Raw genomic sequence first — 15,412 nt, forward strand, 5'->3', positions numbered from 1 at the left:
GGTGGTCACCCATCGCTCGCTCCTCAGGGACCGGGGTGGTCACCCATCGCTCGCTCCTCAGGGACCGGGGCTGGTCACCCGTCGCTCGATCCACACGAAACGGGTGGTCACCCATCGCCCGCCCCACACGAAGCGGCTGGTCACCCGTCGCTCGATCCACACGAAACGGGTGGTCACCCACCGCCCGCCCCACACGAAACGGGTCCTCACCCACCGCTCGCCCTCGCGAGCCTCCTCAGGAACTGAACGGTTAAGGGCGCCGGCCGCACCGGCTCGCTCACTCTTCCAGCTGACCAGCCCATTCGTGGCGCATATGCCTGGAGGCATACAGTGGAATCCGATGACCGAAGATCGAATGCCCGAGATATGCGAACCGGGCGTTCGGCCTACTCCCGCGCCCCAGACGACGCCGACAGGCGCGCTGGCATCGCTCTCCAACCCGAATTACCGCCTCTATTTCTGCGGGCAGTCATTGTCGCTCGTCGGGACCTGGATGCAGATGACGGCCCAGGCGTGGCTCGTCCTCACCCTCAGCGGTTCGGCGTCGATCCTCGGCGCGATCGTGGCACTCCAAGCGCTTCCGATCCTGCTGCTCGGCCCCTATGCGGGAGTCATCGCCGACCGGGTGGACCGCCGACGGTTGATGATCGTGTTGCAGAGTGTCATGGGGGTACTCGCGGGTGTACTCGCCGTCCTCGCGCTCGGCGGCTGGGTGCAGATCTGGCAGATCGCCGTTCTGGCGTTACTCCTCGGCCTCAACAACGCCTTCGAGAACCCCGCACGTCAAGCGTTCATCCATCAGATCGTCGGTGAGTCCCTGATCCGCAACGCGGTCACGTTGAACTCGGTGATGGTCAACGCGGCGCGTGCCGTCGGCCCCGGCGTCGCCGGTGTGCTGCTCGCCGCGGTGGGGGCCGGATGGTGTTTTGCGATCAACGCCGGCAGTTTCGTCGCAGTTGTCATCTCCCTGGTCCTGATGAACACGGCGACCATCGAGCAGGAGGCGCCGGTCGCACGTGCCAAGGGTCAGCTTCGTGAGGGCCTTCGTTACGTGGCGAAATCCCCCACCCTGGCCATCCCACTGCTGATGATGGCGCTCGTCGGGACCCTGGCCTACGAATTTCAGGTCTCACTCCCCGCCGCCGCCAAGGACACCTTCGACGGTGGCCCGCAGGCACTGGGTTTCATGACATCGGCGATGGGCGTCGGCGCGGTCGTCGGCGGACTGCTCGTCGCGGCACGCGGTACGACCGGCCTGCGCCCGCTGACGATCGCGTCCGCCGGTTTCGGCGTGACGATCGCCATCACCGCCGTGGCGCCGACGCTGCCTGTGGCGATCGGCGCGCTCTTCTTCGTCGGCTTCCTGAGCGTCACCTTCATGTCCACCGCGAATGCGACCCTCCAGCTCAACGCCGCCCCACAGATGCGCGGGCGGGTGATGTCGCTGTGGTCGGTCGCATTCATGGGGTCGACACCCATCGGCGGCCCGATCATCGGGGCGATTTGCGAGGCGACCAGCGCCCGGGTCGGCCTCGGCGTCGGCGCGATAGCCTGCTTCGTGGCCGCCGCATTGGGCGTCACCGTGTGGCGTCGCCGAAACGGTGGTCGCACGATCCGGATGAAAGAGACGACACAGGCATGACCGACCCCGCAGCACCTCTGGACTTCGCCCACGGACCGTCGTGGTCCAACCGACTCGCGCTGGCGCCGATGACGAATCTGCAGAGCAATGCCGATGGCACGTTGCACGACGACGAGTACCGCTGGCTGGTGCGCCGGGCCGAGGGCGACTTCGCGATGGTGATGACCTGCGCGGCCCATGTCAGCCGGGCCGGTCAATCGTTCTCCGGGCAGCTCGGAATCTGCGACGATCGCCACCTGCCCGGCCTCACCCGCCTCGCCGACGGCCTGCACGCGGCCGGCGCAGTGGCCACGATCCAGCTGCAGCACGGTGGCCGGCGCGCCGACGAGCGGCTGTCCGGATGCCCGGCCGTCGCCCCGTGGGATGACCCGGCCAAAGGCGCGACCGCGCTGACCACCGGACAGGTCGAACGGGTTGTCCATGACTTCGTCGCCGCTGCCGTGCGCGCGGAACGAGCCGGATTCGACGGCGCCGAGATTCACGGCGCCCACGGCTACCTGGTCGCCCAATTCCTCGACACCCGCCACAACGATCGGACCGATCGATACGGCGGGTCGGCAGAGAACCGCTTTCGGATCGTGCACGAGATCATCGCAGGTATCCGCGCGGCCACGTCATCGGATTTCCAACTGGGACTGCGGCTGTCGCCGGAACGGTACGGGATCGTCCTCGACGAGTCACGTGCGTTGGCCGCCGAAGTGCTCGCCGACGCGCAGCTGGACTACCTCGATCTATCCCTCTGGGATGCGTTCAAGGAACCCTACGAGGAGATCCATCGTGGTCGACGACTCATCGACCACTTCACCGACCTGCCGCGCGGTGCCACCCGGCTGGGCGTGGCGGGGAAGATCACAGACGCCGCCGGCGTCCGCGAATGCCTCGATCGAGGAGCCGATTTCGTACTCATCGGCACCGCGGGAATCCTCCACCACGACTTCGCTCGGCGGGTCATCGCCGACCCCGGTTACCGAGCGGCCGCGCAACCCGTGGCCGCCGATCACCTGACGGCCGAATCGGTCGGCCCACGATTCCTCGACTATCTCGCGACGAACTGGGATGACTTCGTGGCGTAATGCCCCAGTGGCCGTGTCCGGGTGACCCGGCAAGCTCGAGGCCACCGATCCGACAAATCGACTCCGCTCGCCGGCGGTCCGGCGTCGGGCACAGCCTGAACAGGCACGACGTCGTGCGCGACGCTGCCACAATCGATCGACTCGGCCACGTGTCTCGATGACCACGTAGCGGACCACGTAGTCCCCACGCTGCGGCCACCGCGTGCGGACGAGGAATGTGATTCACGTCATACGCCCGTCCACCTCTCGTTCCGCACGAAGGGAACACTTCCATGACGATCACCGCTCCCCCTCCGACCGTCGAAGAATCCGCGCAGACCAGCGACTATCTTGAGCGCGCACAGACGGTCGCCAAGCTGATCGAGTCCGAAGCCGACCAGATCGAGGCGGCGGCGACCATCACTCGCCCTGTGTACGAGGCCCTGGCCGATGCCGAGTTGTTCTGGATGTTGGTTCCCCGACGCTATGGTGGCGCCGGCCTCGACATCGTGACCGCCTTCAAGGTGGTCCAGGAGATCTCCCGCGCGGACGGGTCGACGGGGTGGGCCTTCATGGCCAACTCGTGCAGCACCGGAGTCGCGGTCGGATTCATGGACCCCATCGGCGCCGAGGAGATGTTCGCCGGGCCGGACAAGGGCATCACCGCCGGCATGATCGTCCCCACCGGCGCAGGCCGACGGGTCGACGGCGGGTATCGCGTCTCGGGGCGGTATCAGTTCGCCAGCGGCTCGGCGCACGCCTCATGGATCGGTGCCGGGTTCGTCGTCAACGACGACGACGGCAACCCGATCGTCGGCGAGGACGGGCAACCGGACTGCCGCATCGCCTGGCTGCCCCGTGACCAGGTCGAGTTCCTGGGCAACTGGGATGTGATGGGCATGGTCGGAACGGGGTCGTACGACTATTCGGTCACCGACGTGTTCGTGCCCGACAAGTACACGTTCGAAACGTTCTCGACCACACCGACGCAGCCCGAGCCCGTGTACGCACTCGGTCTGTTGGGGATCGGCGTCGGTGGTCACGCACCGGTGGCGCTCGGACTCGCGCAGCGCGCGTTGGAGGAGATCGCCGGCATCGTCGCCGCCAAGGTCCGTCCGGGGTACACCGGATTCGTCGGCGACTCAGACCTTTTCCGGCTCGACTTCGCCCGCCACGAGGCACTTTTCCGGGCCGCTGAAGCCTACGTCTACCAGGTCTACGGAGACGCGGAGGACACCGCCGCAGCCTGTGGGTCGCCAACCCCGGAGCAGCAGGCCCGGATGCGCCAGGCCGCGACGTGGGCCCAGGAGGTCGCCGGCGATGTGGTGATGTTCGCCCACCGCTGGGCGGGCAGCGGCACGGTCCGCAACCCCAGTGCACTCGGCCGCTGCGTCCGCGACGCAGCCGTCGCCACCCAGCACGCACTGGTCGACCGGATGACGCTCGTCGATGCCGCGGCCGCCATTCTGCCCACCTACCAGAACAACTGACCAGTACAGAACGAGGAGTATCACCGTGGGACAACTCGACAACAAGGTCGCACTCGTCACCGGAGCCGCTCGCGGACAGGGTCGTTCGCACGCGATCCGGCTCGCCGAGGAAGGCGCTGACATCATCGCCATCGACATGTGCGCCACGCCGGACACCACCGAGTATCACGGCAGCAGTCGTGAGGATCTCGACGAGACCGCCCGTTTCGTGGAGAAAACAGGCCGCCGCGTGGTCACCGCCGTGGCCGATGTCCGAGACCTCAAGGGTTTGGAGCAAGCCGTCACGAGCGGCATCGCAGAACTCGGCCGTCTCGACACCGTTGTCGCGAACGCGGGCATCTTCTCGTCTGCCCCGCTACATGAACTCACCGAGACACAGTGGGACGAGATGATCGACATCAATCTCACCGGTGTCTGGAAGACCATGCGCGCCACGGTCCCCCATCTCATCGAGCAGGGCGACGGCGGGTCGATCATCCTCATCAGTTCGACGGGCGGCCTGCAGGGCTTTCCGAACTTCGCACACTACGTCGCCGCCAAGCACGGAGTGACCGGACTCGCCCGGACTGCGTCGAACGAACTCGGGGCACATCGCATCCGATGCAATTCGATTCATCCGACATCGGTTCTCACCGACATGATCGACCACGAGGCGATGTACCGGCTGTTCCGACCCGACCTCGATCACCCGACCCACGACGACTTCCGGGAGGCCTGCCAATCCGGCATGAACGTCTTGCCGACCCCATGGCTCGAACCGATCGACATCTCCAACGGCGTGGTCTGGTTGGCCTCTGACGCATCCAGATTCGTCACCGGCATCGCCTTGCCGATAGACGCCGGCGCACTGTCGAAGGTCTGAGCTTCACCACCGCACGAAACCTCCCACTCGGGTCGGTCGCACATGCGATATCCGGCCCGGGGGGAGGACGGCGGCGATCACCCACCGATCGCCGAGGCCACCTCGGTACGCCGGTGCACATTCAACTTTCGCAGTAGGTGTTCGACGTGGCCCTCCACGGTTCTCGTCGACAGCACCAATTTCTCCGCGATCTGTTTGTTGGTCATCCCCGCCGACACGAGCGTCGCAACTTCACGCTCCCGCACCGACAACGCCGACACCGGGTCGTGCGAATTGACGAGATCGCCGGCGCTGTCGTCCACACTCTCGTCGAGGACGAAGTCCAGCAGGTCCGATATCGACATCGCGCGCCCCCGATCCCATGCACGCTCGAACGCGAGGGGTGCGGTGTCGGCTTGTGCCGTCTCCACGGCCTTGTCACGCAGAGCATTCCAGTGATCGGACCCATAGAGTTGCTGGCCGAAGGTTCCCCACATCGACGACGCCGCACCCAGGATGACCGCGGCGCGCAACGCCGACCCTTCTTCCGCCAACGCCCACCCCAACAGATCCGACATGAGGGTCAGGCCGATCGTGTCACCGAACGGCCGGTGATTGCGCAGTGCGTCTTCGGCCCGGCGTACGGCTTCGGCGGCGTCGCCGTCGAGCAGGGCGACCAGACCGAGGCCGTAGGTCGCATACGCGTGGAACCATTGTTCGCCAATCGCCTCTGTCGCCTTGTGAACCCTACTGAAAACTTCAGCAGCAGAACGTGTCTCCCGCATCGAACCGAGAAGCATGCCGCGATGGATGAGCAGGGTGGCCGTCAGGTCGGCGCCGCAGTCATGTTCGGCGTATCGGCGTTCCGCGTCGTCGAAGTTGGCCTGGGCCCCCGCGAAGTCTCCGGCGAAGAAGTCTCGAAGGCCTGCCGTGTGAACAGAGAATGCGATGGTCTCCGCGTCGTGCTCACGGTCGGCGAGCGCTCGCGCCCGCTGCAGCGTGTAATCCGCCGATGTCCGATCACCCTGGAGTGTCTGCACCAGCGCCAAGACCCCGAACATGCGCGCTTTTGTACCGTGGTCGACCTCGTTCAGATCCAGCGCCTTGGTCAGCCACATCCGGTGTTCGCGAACCGATATCCCGCACGCCCAGAGGAAGCGCGCCGCCCCCAGGGCGTCGGCCGCAGACCGGGTGTCGTCGGCGCTGCCACCGGACGACACCGCGGAATGCAGAGCTGCCCGGATGTTTCCACGATTGAGCTGCACGACCGACGCTTTCGCCAGCTGATCCGGGCCATACCAGTTGGCCGCAGTCTCGCGGATCATCCGCACGCACCACGCGAGAAGTCGCGACTGCATGCGATCGCGTTCCTGCCAGGCCAGTCTGCCCCATCCGTACTCACGGATCGACTCGAGCAGTCGGAACCGGGCTCGCACGGCGTCGCGATCACGACTCACCACTGACTTCGCGACAAGAGCGGCGAGCGCCTCCAGAATGGCCGGCTCCGGGAGGTCGTCGTCGGCGCAGACTTCGATCACGGTGGCGAGATCGAATCCATCCGCGAACACCGATACACGGGCCCACAGGATTCGCTCGACATCGCTGCACAATTCGTAACTCCAGTCGATCGTTGCCTGGAGACTGCGGTGTCGCGAGGTCCGATCCCGGGACCCGACGGTGAGAACCGACATCCGGCGGTCCAGGAGCTCGCGGAGGTCATCGACGGAGAGCACAGCCAGGCGGGTGCATGCCAATTCGATGGCCAGCGGCAGACCGTCGAGCCGACGGCAGATTCCCCGGACCGCGTCGATGTTGTGCTCGTCGAGCTCGAAACCGGTCAGCGCCGCAGCCGCTCGACGAGTGAAGAGTTCTACCGCCCCATTGGGTGTCGCGTCGTCGACGGGAAGTGGCTGCAGATGAAAGACGTACTCACCTGGAATTGCCAGATACTCGCGGGACGTCACGATGATCCGGAGCACGGATGTCTCCTCGAGCAGCCGGCCGACCAGAGCTGCGGTCCCGTCCACGACGTGCTCGCAATTGTCGAGGACGAGGAGCATACGCCGGTCACGCAGATACTCGACGAGAGTGTCGTCGGGTGACCGATCATGCTGATCACGATTGTCGAGCGCGAGCGCGTCGCACAGTGTCTGGCCGAGGAAACCCTCGCTGCGCACCGATGCGAACTCGACGAACCGGACGCCGTCGGCGAACGCACGCCGAAACTCGTCGGCGGCCTGGATCGCAAGTCTGGTCTTGCCGATTCCTCCAGGTCCGACCACCGACACCAGCCGGTGCTCACCGATCAGCCCGCGAAGTGAGCGCAGTTCTTCCCGACGCCCGACAAAGCTGGTTGCGGGACTCGGTAGGCCCACCACCGCGCTGGACCGGTGTGGCTCCGGAACCGACACCTCCGACCGGATCTGTGTGACCTTGCGGGCCAACAGGGTCCGTGACCGCTCCCAGCCGATGAGCCGACCGATTGTCGCAATCGAGATCGTCGGGTCGTCGCACACGAGGTCGCGGATCTCCCGGTCGACATCGTCGGTCGCGGTTCCCCGCAGCCGGCGATGATCGTCGGGTGGCGTCGGCATGGACAGCGCGCGACGGACCGTGTTGCGCGACATGCCGAGGCGCTCGGCGATCCCCTTGATCGACTCACCTCGGTCGTGGCATCGGATGATCTCCGACCATTCGTCCGCGTTCATGGCCATCCCTCCGTTGGGCTGTGACACACAACACTCTCGCCCGACCGCCTGGTGGTCGCAACCAGGGGGGTCAAGTTGTGTCAACCCGAGTTCACTCCCCCTTCCGAACACTGGGTCCACACCCGACAGCGACGCCTTGACATGCACATACGCCCCGAGCGTCACAGCGACGACGATCACGTAGGGGATCACGTAGTCGGACGGTATTCACGCGGACGCCGACGGGTGAGAGTGATGGGCACCACACAGCTTCACCGAGAGGAATCGACATGTCCCAGACGAACGCGGAAGCCCTCACGAGCGCCTTCGCTGCTGCCGACGAGGGTGACCCGACCGCGTTGGTGAACCTCTACGACGACTCGATGACCTGGGCCGGGTTCACGTTGGAGGGCACACAGCGGCTCTACTCCAAGGCGGAATTCCTCGAAGCCTTCGGTGTCCTCGCCAAACTCGACGAGTCGAAGAACGAAGTCCTCAGTTGCGACGTGGTCGGCGACGAACTCGTCACCGCCAACGTTCGCGCCTACCGCCGACTCGGCGAGCAGGAACTCGACATCACCATGGTCATGACCCACCGATTCGTCGACGGCAAGGTCACCCATGGGACCGACATCGTGCCGTCGTCGTTCGAGCGGTTCTGGTCCGCCGTCGGCATTTCGATCTGACCGGAGTATGCAATGAGCACCGCCTTCGCCGTCCCCGCCCCCAGCTCAGGTCTCGACGATGCGATACATGATCTGCGGCTCGGCCGGCCCGTGCTCGCCGTTGATGATCTCGGCGGCACCGGAATCGATGTGATCCTCCTCGCCCGGCACGCGACAGTGCAGAACGTCGCGATGATGATCCGCATCGGCTCTGGATTCCTCTGTGTCACTGTCGACCAGCGCACCGCCGTCCGCCTTCAACTGCCGCCGATGACCTGGGAGCCGGGGGCGCCCGGTTTCGGTGGACGGATGTGCGTATCGGTCGACGCCGTCGCCGGAACCACGACCGGGATCTCGGCAGGTGACCGGGCGGTCACCCTGCGGGCTCTGGCGGAACCGAGCGCTCGACCAGAGGGACTGAGTCGACCGGGCCACGTGATCCCAGTGCTTGTCGATCACTCATGCTCGTCACCGGATCGCACCGCAGTCCTCGCCCGAGCCGGCGTCTTGTGCGCTGAGGATGGCGACGGGGTCGAACCGGTGGCCTTCACCTCACTCGTGTCGCACAACGATCCCCGTGCGATCGCGAGCAGCGACGAGGCCGCCGATCTCAACAGACCGGTGATCCGTTACTCGGATCTGGTGGGCCAGGTACCCGCAGGGATCGAATCCGCTTCCACGGTAAGGAGTCTCCGATGACCACAGCGACGGATCTACAGGCCGACTTCCGCGAGGCCATGGCCAACCTGTGTGCACCCGTCACGGTCGTCACGACCATGGACGGTGACAGGCCACACGGCACGACCGTCAGCGCGGTGATGTCACTGTCGGTGGAGCCACTCCTGATCGCGGTAGCACTCGCCGACACCTCCGAGAGCCTGGCCCTGATCAGCCGCGCCGGATCGTTCGGGGTCAACGTCCTCGGTGCCGAACAACATCCGGTCGCGATGCGGTTCGCCACCAAAGGTGCGGACAAATTCGACTCCGTGAGATGGCAGTTCGCCGGGGCCCCGCGCATCGACCAGGCCGCCGTGTGGTTGTCCTGCGAGCTCTCCGACATCCTCCCGGGTGGTGATCATCAGATTCTGGTCGGTCGGGTGCACGAGGTGCAGACCGATGTCGCGGTCCCGCCGTTGACCTACCATCGTCGCCGGTTCGGAACCCACGTCGCGCAACACCAGGACAGCGTGCCCGGGCCGGCCACGATAATTCGGCACCGTCCACCCGCCGACCGTCCGAGCGCGTGACGGGTCGAATGCCCGTCAGGCTGCGAAGGCGCTGATCATCGACTCCAGCAGCGCCAGCTGTACTCGCCGGGACGTGGATTTCCGATCGAGCACGGCGGTCACCTGCAGGCCCATCATCATGTTCATCAGGGCGTCGGCATGGATCGCCGGATCGCAGTCGCGTGCCTCCCCGTCCTCGATCGCCTCGGTGATGTGTCGGGCCAGCCGGAGCCGCCAGTGCGCGACCGCAGCGTTGTTGACCGACTCCATCTGCCGGTCGGCCAGCGCCCGCTGCCAGAGCGACACGGCGATCCTCGCCTCGAGTCGGGCCTCTTCGGTGAGCGGCATGATCTCCTGGCACACCTTTCGCAACGCGCGCAGTCCGCGCAGTCCTCGGGCAGACTGGTCGATGCGCCGGTTGGTCTCGGCCAGGACATGGTCGAACGCACTCTGCAGGATCTCGCCTTTACCGGAAAAGTAATGGCTCAGAGCCCCGTTCGCGTATCCGGCCTCCGCAGCGAGATCCCGCATGTTGATGCCGTCGATGCCGCGGGCCGCGATCAGCCGCCAGGCCGCGCTGATGATGGCCTGCCGCCGTTCGGCGTGATCGACCAGGCGTGGCATCGCCCCTCCGTTCCCCGTTGCGACGGGGTCGCTGCGCCGCCCACGTCGTTGTTTCTACAAGTGTACGACCAAGCGTTCGGGGTGGGAGGCGGGTGTGCCGCGGGTTCAAGGCCCCATCAGGACCGAAGAGGACGGATGACTCTGTGTGAACTGGTTCGGCAGATCCGCGATGAAGACGTTCTCGGTCCGGGTACGAGTGATGCGCCACCCGTCATCGGTGCGACGGAACGCATTGTTCAGTCGGCTCGACCGCAGGACACCTCGGCCGTCGGAGAAGAGCCACGGCTGCATGTGAATCCACTGCCCCGTTGCGTCGTCACCGTCGACGTGGATCTGCTCCGAGGTGAGGTAGTGCGCGTTGAGAACCAGTGCGGGCTCCTGCTTCTCACCCCAGAACGTACGGAAGTGATCGCGGATCGCCGCCGTCCCTTCGGCCCGGCCGAATTGGCCGGTGTAGTACTCCCCCACGCCCTCCCAGACTGCGTCATCGGTGTACAGATCGAGGATGAGATCGATTCGGTGCTCGTCGTCACGCACGCCGAACTCGGGGCACGGCGTGTCACAGAGGAACATGTAGCGACTCTGGATGCGCCGGATCTCCGCCTCCGCCTCCAGCGCCTCCACCCGTGCGACCAGGGCTGTGATGGTGTTCGCGTTCATTCTTCCCTTCCCGTCCGGCTGGTCACGACGCGGCAGCATCCACTGGCGACGCGGACGAGTCGGTCCGTTCCAATATCTTCGCGACGGCCTGTGCCCGCTCCAGCCAGTCCGTGACCTGGGCGCCGGTGGCGCCTGCCGGGAGCTGTGCGAGTCGGAGCGTCATGGAGTGCCCGCCACCGGAGTCCCGGATGGGAATGACGAGCGAGCCGACGTCGTAGATATCGTTGTCGGCGAGCCGACGGGCGCGATAGTCGACCGCAGACCCGGCGATGGACTCACGAATTCGTCGTTCCTGCGACGGCGTGAGTCGGCCGCTCTCGTATTCGCGTGTGGCCCGGCGCATCTCGTCGTAGGCCGCGTCGCCCTCGGAGGGCAGGAACGAGATCAGGTAACCGTTCTCACGCAGGAACGTCAATCGGTCCCGATGTATCTGCTTGACCTCGTCCGAGGCGCCACGCAGCTTGGAGACCCAGTGTTCCCGGGCTTCTTCGCCGAGATCGAACAAGTAGGTGTCGCCGATGGGCGGCACCATCGGTATCCGGCCGGCAAGTCCGAGTTCCCGATCGACCCCGGGCGCGGCCGCCGACAGCACCGTCGCCATCTCGTCACAGCTGACCGCAGTGAAAACTGTTACTTCACATCCGATCTCGGTGGCGAGATCCTCGACCTGGGCACGGGCAGAGTGAGCCGCGTGGATGGCCGGAAGGATCTCGTGATCCATGCGGGCCATGAGTGACGTGCAGACAAAGCTGCCGTACCCACCCTGGAAGAAGATCAGCGGCGACACCGGATTGGTCACCGCCATGTCACGCACCTCGCACAGGGCGATCCAGTGGTCGCCCGCCTCGACGGTGTCGGCGATCCGCGCGTCGATCCATGCGACGGACTCGGCGAGGACAGGATCCCCCGATGGCGACTCGAACCAGTCGATCCCGTCGAGCTTGTTCTCCCACCGCTGAGCCACGGTCAGGACGATGTCCTCTTGTTCGGCACCGAGGATGTTGATGCACAGCGACGAGCATTGCTGCATCTTGGCGAACGTGCGTGAGGTCTTCATCGGCATGAATGACACCAGCGGGGGATCGAGGGAGACCGAGCTGAAGGTCCCGACCACCATCGCCAGGATCTGGCCGTCGACGTCGCGTCCGGTGACGACGACAACTCCGGTCGGGTAGTGCCCCAACACGTCTCGGAAGGCCGTGGGATCCACGGTCGTGGGTGCGGTACTGGACATGATCACTCCTGGTTCTCGGAGGCGACAGCTCGCTCGGGGCGGGCGAATCGCTGTTGCAAGGTGTGCGCCAACTTCTCCGGGCGCAGGAAGGCGATGCAGAGCGCTCCGCCGATCAGCAGCACGATGCCGGTGATGGTGAACGCCTGATGGACGCCGACGGCCATGTTCGCAGCCATCTCGACAGATGGCTTTTCTCCCTTGGGAGGTGACACATACCCGGCCCGGCCCATCAGCCAGCCCACCAGTATCGGGGAGACCACCGCACCGAGGGATGCGACACCGCCCAGGGTCGCCATCAGTATCGGCCGCTGGCGTGCACACACTGCGAAGCCGATGGCCGAGGCCGTCATCGGATACGCCAGGCTGCATCCGCCGGCGATGCACAGCAGGGCGACCGCCAGGGGACCCGAGGTGGCCTGGATGAGGACGAAGCAGACACCCGCGACCACGGCAGCGCATCCGAACGGAACCGCGATCGCGCGGTGGGCATTGTGACCGGCACGCATGAGGCGATGGCCCACCGCACCGAGCGCGAGGAGAACCACCGCCCCGATGACCCACGGGAACGTGGTCACCGAGCCGACCTCGCCGAGCGAGAGCCCGACCACCGTACCGAGGTACTGCGGCAGCCAGGTGGTGAGGAAGCCCTGCACCCAGAAGTTGGACGCTCCTCCGATGACCGCCGAGAGGAAGGCGAGGCTCGCCAGCGCGCGCCAGATCACCACCGGCTGTTGGTCGTCGACCGCGTCCGTGTCGATCTGGTCCGCATCGCGAGCTGCCTGGTCACGCCCCGCCGCGTCGACGCGACGTCGGCCCGACCTGCCCTTCCCGTACGGTCCGTCGGCACCGAGCAGCAGCCACGCGGTGACCCACATCAGGCCGACGATCCCGAGGACACCGAAGGCCCATCGCCACCCCCAGGCCGAGATGACCCAGGCCAGCGCGGGCGCGGCGATCACCGGACCCAGCGTGGAGCCCGCGGCGATCAGATTGGACGGCATCGCACGACGTGCCGGGGCGAACCACCCGTGCGCCGAGGTGAGCGACATGGCGGTGGCCGGCCCCTCCGCACCGCCCAGGACGATGCGCGTGACCAGGAGAATCGCTGCTCCACCCCCGAGAACCATGGGGAATTGGAGGACCGCCCAGGTGATGCCCATGGCGAACAGAATCCATTTGACCGAGAACTTCGACGCCAGGAATCCCGTGATCACCGAGACGATCGCGTAGAGGAAGAAGAAGGCGCTGCCGATGAACCCGAACTCGACCGCACTGAGACCGAGCTCGGGCATCGCGTCGGCCGACACCAGCCCGAGCACTGCCTTGTCGGCGAATGCCACGATCTGGAACAGCACCAGCAATCCGGTGACCAGCCATGCGCGTCCGGTCATCCGCCGGAAGTCGACACGACGGGGCCCAGCGGTGACGGTCGGGGCGGATCGGGCGTCGGTTGTGTTCGTGGCCATCGTGATTCCTCGTGATTGCGTTGTCGGGTGGCACGGATGTCTGCGTGATGCAAATCGACTGACGTGAACCTAAGTCGGAGTGCCCCTACAGGGATAGGAGGGAAATCTTTACTGTTGCCGGCACCGCCGGGCGGGCACACTCATAGTCACCGGACAAAGGAGGATCGGTGAGCTCGGCCTACTGGAATCAGTCCATCAGCGACCAGGTGACCGCGGTCAACGCAGGTGTGGTCTCGGCGGAAAGCCTTGTCGTGCAGGTGCGCGATGAGATCGTCCGTCGGGAGCCGGACCTGTCCGCCTGGGTCGCGCTGTCCGACGATCACGTCGAGCAGGCCCGCGCACTCGACCACGGCGAGGTCTCGCTGCCGCTACAAGGGATCTCGCTCGGGGTCAAAGACCTCATCGACGTCGCCGGGCTGCCCACGCGTGCGGGGTCGACAACCACCTCAGACCAACCCGCGGCTGCAGATGCCGACTGTGTCAGTCGGTTTCGCGATCTCGGAGCGATCGTGCAGGGCAAGACTGTCACAACGGAGTTCGGGTACTTCGCGCCCGGCCCGACGCGTAACCCGCATGCGAGCGACCACACCCCGGGCGGGTCGTCGAGCGGCTCGGCCGCGGCGACCGGTGCCGGCACCGTCCCGGTCGCCTTGGGCACTCAGACGGCGGGGTCGCTCACACGACCCGCCTCCTACTGCGGTGCTGCCGGACTCGTCCTCGCTCAGGGCACCACCAGCCTGGCCGGGATCGCCGGATTGAGCGAATCTCTGGACACGCTCGGAATCCTCACCCGGACGATCGCCGACCTGCGTTACGTGTACTCGGCATTCGTCGGCCGATCCGCGGAGACAACGGCTCCCGCACACACCGCGTTGGTGTGGCACGGCAGCCGACTGGACACGTTGGACCCGTCGATGACCGGGCTGCTCAAGGCCATTCCCGACGTGCTCGGACAAGTGGGGCTGCAGACCGGAGATCTCGAGTGGGACGATCACATACAGACCCTCGCCCACGACCATGTGACCGTGATGTCCTATGAGGCAGCGCAGACACTCGACGGCACCTACGACAGCCACGCCGCGGCGCTCAGCGCACCGTTGCAGGCGCTGGTCGAGGCCGGTCGCGCCACCACCAGTGAGTCACGCGCCTCGGCACTGATCCGCCGGGATCGTTCGCGGGCACTGTTGCGGGAGATTCTGGGCGAGCAGACGATCATCGTCGGCCCGGCCGCGCTCGGACCCGCCCCAGAAGGATTGACCGCGACCGGCTCTCCCGTGCTGAGCCGCCCCTGGCAACTACTCGGCGCCCCGGTCGTGGTCGTTCCCGGTGCGCGGACCACCACGGGATTGCCGTTGGGCGTTCAGCTGATCGCGTTGCCGGGTGCCGAGGCCGAACTCTTCGCCGTGGCGGCCCTCCTCGAACCGATCCTGCGATCCCTGCCACCCATAGAGGCGTGAGCACACGCTCCGCACACGAAGGAACTGCGATGGCCCTCAAACCACGTCCGACCGCTCATCACCACATGTTCCTCACGTGCTACGAGGACACTTTCAACTACGGCTGGCACCACGTCGACCTGTTCGTGCACGACGAGTACGGCCGCGAGGTCAACTGGGTTCACTGGACGGTCGAGGCCGATGGTCCGGAAGCCGCCGACGAATCCGTGCGACAGGAGGAACCCGCTCTGTTACGCACCAGCGACTGGCGACACCGCGTGAGCGCGGTCGGCATGAACTATTGGACAGCCGAAGCTGCCTGGGCCGACCGTGCAGATACCTGAGTGCCGCTAAGCTTGTGATCGTGCGCGCCCAAGCCCCATCCCATC

At 66.0% G+C, this 15,412-nt stretch carries 14 protein-coding genes; 9 read left to right on the plus strand and 5 right to left on the minus strand.

Translation table 11 applies throughout. From position 1 onward, the window contains the following. The first annotated feature begins 340 nt into the window (after window positions 1-340). From AC4AMJ_RS19950 to AC4AMJ_RS19965, 4 genes are all read left to right on the plus strand, one after another. Complete coding sequence (locus tag AC4AMJ_RS19950; protein ID WP_489914232.1) at window positions 341-1,642, plus strand: MFS transporter; 1,302 nt, start codon at window positions 341-343, stop codon at window positions 1,640-1,642. Further along, window positions 1,639-2,715, plus strand: a complete 1,077-nt coding sequence (locus tag AC4AMJ_RS19955; protein WP_489914234.1) for an NADH:flavin oxidoreductase — start codon at window positions 1,639-1,641, stop codon at window positions 2,713-2,715. Before AC4AMJ_RS19950 ends, AC4AMJ_RS19955 begins: the two co-directional genes overlap by 4 nt. A 272-nt stretch (window positions 2,716-2,987) precedes the next feature. Then, on the plus strand, window positions 2,988-4,184 hold the full coding sequence (locus tag AC4AMJ_RS19960) for an acyl-CoA dehydrogenase family protein (protein WP_489914236.1): 1,197 nt from the start codon (window positions 2,988-2,990) through the stop codon (window positions 4,182-4,184). A gap of 25 nt (window positions 4,185-4,209) precedes the next feature. Then, a complete protein-coding gene (locus tag AC4AMJ_RS19965; RefSeq protein WP_489914238.1) occupies window positions 4,210-5,046 on the plus strand; it encodes a mycofactocin-coupled SDR family oxidoreductase in 837 nt (278 codons plus the stop codon). 77 nt (window positions 5,047-5,123) lie between these two features. On the opposite strand, the gene AC4AMJ_RS19970 is transcribed toward AC4AMJ_RS19965, so the two are convergent. Continuing rightward, a complete protein-coding gene (locus AC4AMJ_RS19970) occupies window positions 5,124-7,739 on the minus strand; it encodes an ATP-binding protein (protein ID WP_489914240.1) in 2,616 nt (871 codons plus the stop codon). A 263-nt stretch (window positions 7,740-8,002) separates the two neighbouring features. Here AC4AMJ_RS19970 and AC4AMJ_RS19975 point away from each other — a divergent pair, with 263 nt between their 5' ends. Genes AC4AMJ_RS19975 through AC4AMJ_RS19985 form a run of 3 tightly spaced genes read left to right on the plus strand, consistent with a single transcriptional unit; the run spans window position 8,003 to window position 9,624 of the window. Further along, window positions 8,003-8,398, plus strand: a complete 396-nt coding sequence (locus AC4AMJ_RS19975) for a nuclear transport factor 2 family protein (RefSeq protein ID WP_489914242.1) — start codon at window positions 8,003-8,005, stop codon at window positions 8,396-8,398. Window positions 8,399-8,410: 12 nt separating this feature from the next. Further along, entirely contained in the window at window positions 8,411-9,076 is a 666-nt protein-coding gene (locus tag AC4AMJ_RS19980; RefSeq protein ID WP_489914244.1) for a 3,4-dihydroxy-2-butanone-4-phosphate synthase, read from the plus strand. After that, complete coding sequence (locus AC4AMJ_RS19985) at window positions 9,073-9,624, plus strand: flavin reductase family protein (protein WP_489914246.1); 552 nt, start codon at window positions 9,073-9,075, stop codon at window positions 9,622-9,624. The genes AC4AMJ_RS19980 and AC4AMJ_RS19985 overlap by 4 nt, the downstream gene beginning before the upstream one ends. 15 nt (window positions 9,625-9,639) lie before the next feature. On the opposite strand, the gene AC4AMJ_RS19990 is transcribed toward AC4AMJ_RS19985, so the two are convergent. The 4 genes from AC4AMJ_RS19990 to AC4AMJ_RS20005 all read right to left on the minus strand — a co-directional run bounded on the left by AC4AMJ_RS19990 (window position 9,640) and on the right by AC4AMJ_RS20005 (window position 13,587). After that, window positions 9,640-10,227, minus strand: coding sequence for a TetR/AcrR family transcriptional regulator (locus AC4AMJ_RS19990; RefSeq protein WP_489914248.1), 588 nt, complete (start codon window positions 10,225-10,227; stop codon window positions 9,640-9,642). A 105-nt stretch (window positions 10,228-10,332) separates the two neighbouring features. Then, complete coding sequence (locus tag AC4AMJ_RS19995; RefSeq protein WP_489899400.1) at window positions 10,333-10,887, minus strand: nuclear transport factor 2 family protein; 555 nt, start codon at window positions 10,885-10,887, stop codon at window positions 10,333-10,335. A 22-nt stretch (window positions 10,888-10,909) separates the two neighbouring features. Beyond that, the gene (locus tag AC4AMJ_RS20000) at window positions 10,910-12,121 is read right to left on the minus strand and encodes a flavin reductase family protein (protein WP_489914250.1); all 1,212 of its coding nucleotides are present in this window, start codon (window positions 12,119-12,121) and stop codon (window positions 10,910-10,912) included. A gap of 2 nt (window positions 12,122-12,123) precedes the next feature. After that, on the minus strand, window positions 12,124-13,587 hold the full coding sequence (locus AC4AMJ_RS20005) for an MFS transporter (RefSeq protein WP_489914252.1): 1,464 nt from the start codon (window positions 13,585-13,587) through the stop codon (window positions 12,124-12,126). A gap of 167 nt (window positions 13,588-13,754) precedes the next feature. Between AC4AMJ_RS20005 and AC4AMJ_RS20010 the strand changes: the two genes are divergently transcribed. Both AC4AMJ_RS20010 and AC4AMJ_RS20015 read left to right on the plus strand, forming a co-directional pair. Continuing rightward, complete coding sequence (locus AC4AMJ_RS20010) at window positions 13,755-15,044, plus strand: amidase (protein ID WP_489914254.1); 1,290 nt, start codon at window positions 13,755-13,757, stop codon at window positions 15,042-15,044. Between the two features lie 29 nt (window positions 15,045-15,073). Then, window positions 15,074-15,367: a hypothetical protein gene (locus AC4AMJ_RS20015; protein ID WP_489899396.1), complete on the plus strand. Its 294-nt coding sequence runs from the start codon at window positions 15,074-15,076 to the stop codon at window positions 15,365-15,367. The last annotated feature ends 45 nt before the right edge of the window (window positions 15,368-15,412 follow it).

Source organism: Gordonia sp. LMA484 (assembly GCF_058129505.1).

What these genes read in the sequence shown, in the direction of transcription:
- AC4AMJ_RS19950 (WP_489914232.1), top strand. Translation starts at nt 341, where the DNA reads ATGACCGAAGATCGAATGCCCGAGATATGCGAACCGGGCGTTCGGCCT.
- AC4AMJ_RS19955 (WP_489914234.1), top strand. Translation starts at nt 1,639, where the DNA reads ATGACCGACCCCGCAGCACCTCTGGACTTCGCCCACGGACCGTCGTGG.
- AC4AMJ_RS19960 (WP_489914236.1), top strand. Translation starts at nt 2,988, where the DNA reads ATGACGATCACCGCTCCCCCTCCGACCGTCGAAGAATCCGCGCAGACC.
- AC4AMJ_RS19970 (WP_489914240.1), bottom strand. Translation starts at nt 7,739, where the DNA reads ATGGCCATGAACGCGGACGAATGGTCGGAGATCATCCGATGCCACGAC.
- AC4AMJ_RS19975 (WP_489914242.1), top strand. Translation starts at nt 8,003, where the DNA reads ATGTCCCAGACGAACGCGGAAGCCCTCACGAGCGCCTTCGCTGCTGCC.
- AC4AMJ_RS19980 (WP_489914244.1), top strand. Translation starts at nt 8,411, where the DNA reads ATGAGCACCGCCTTCGCCGTCCCCGCCCCCAGCTCAGGTCTCGACGAT.
- AC4AMJ_RS19985 (WP_489914246.1), top strand. Translation starts at nt 9,073, where the DNA reads ATGACCACAGCGACGGATCTACAGGCCGACTTCCGCGAGGCCATGGCC.
- AC4AMJ_RS19990 (WP_489914248.1), bottom strand. Translation starts at nt 10,227, where the DNA reads ATGCCACGCCTGGTCGATCACGCCGAACGGCGGCAGGCCATCATCAGC.
- AC4AMJ_RS19995 (WP_489899400.1), bottom strand. Translation starts at nt 10,887, where the DNA reads ATGAACGCGAACACCATCACAGCCCTGGTCGCACGGGTGGAGGCGCTG.
- AC4AMJ_RS20000 (WP_489914250.1), bottom strand. Translation starts at nt 12,121, where the DNA reads ATGTCCAGTACCGCACCCACGACCGTGGATCCCACGGCCTTCCGAGAC.
- AC4AMJ_RS20005 (WP_489914252.1), bottom strand. Translation starts at nt 13,587, where the DNA reads ATGGCCACGAACACAACCGACGCCCGATCCGCCCCGACCGTCACCGCT.
- AC4AMJ_RS20015 (WP_489899396.1), top strand. Translation starts at nt 15,074, where the DNA reads ATGGCCCTCAAACCACGTCCGACCGCTCATCACCACATGTTCCTCACG.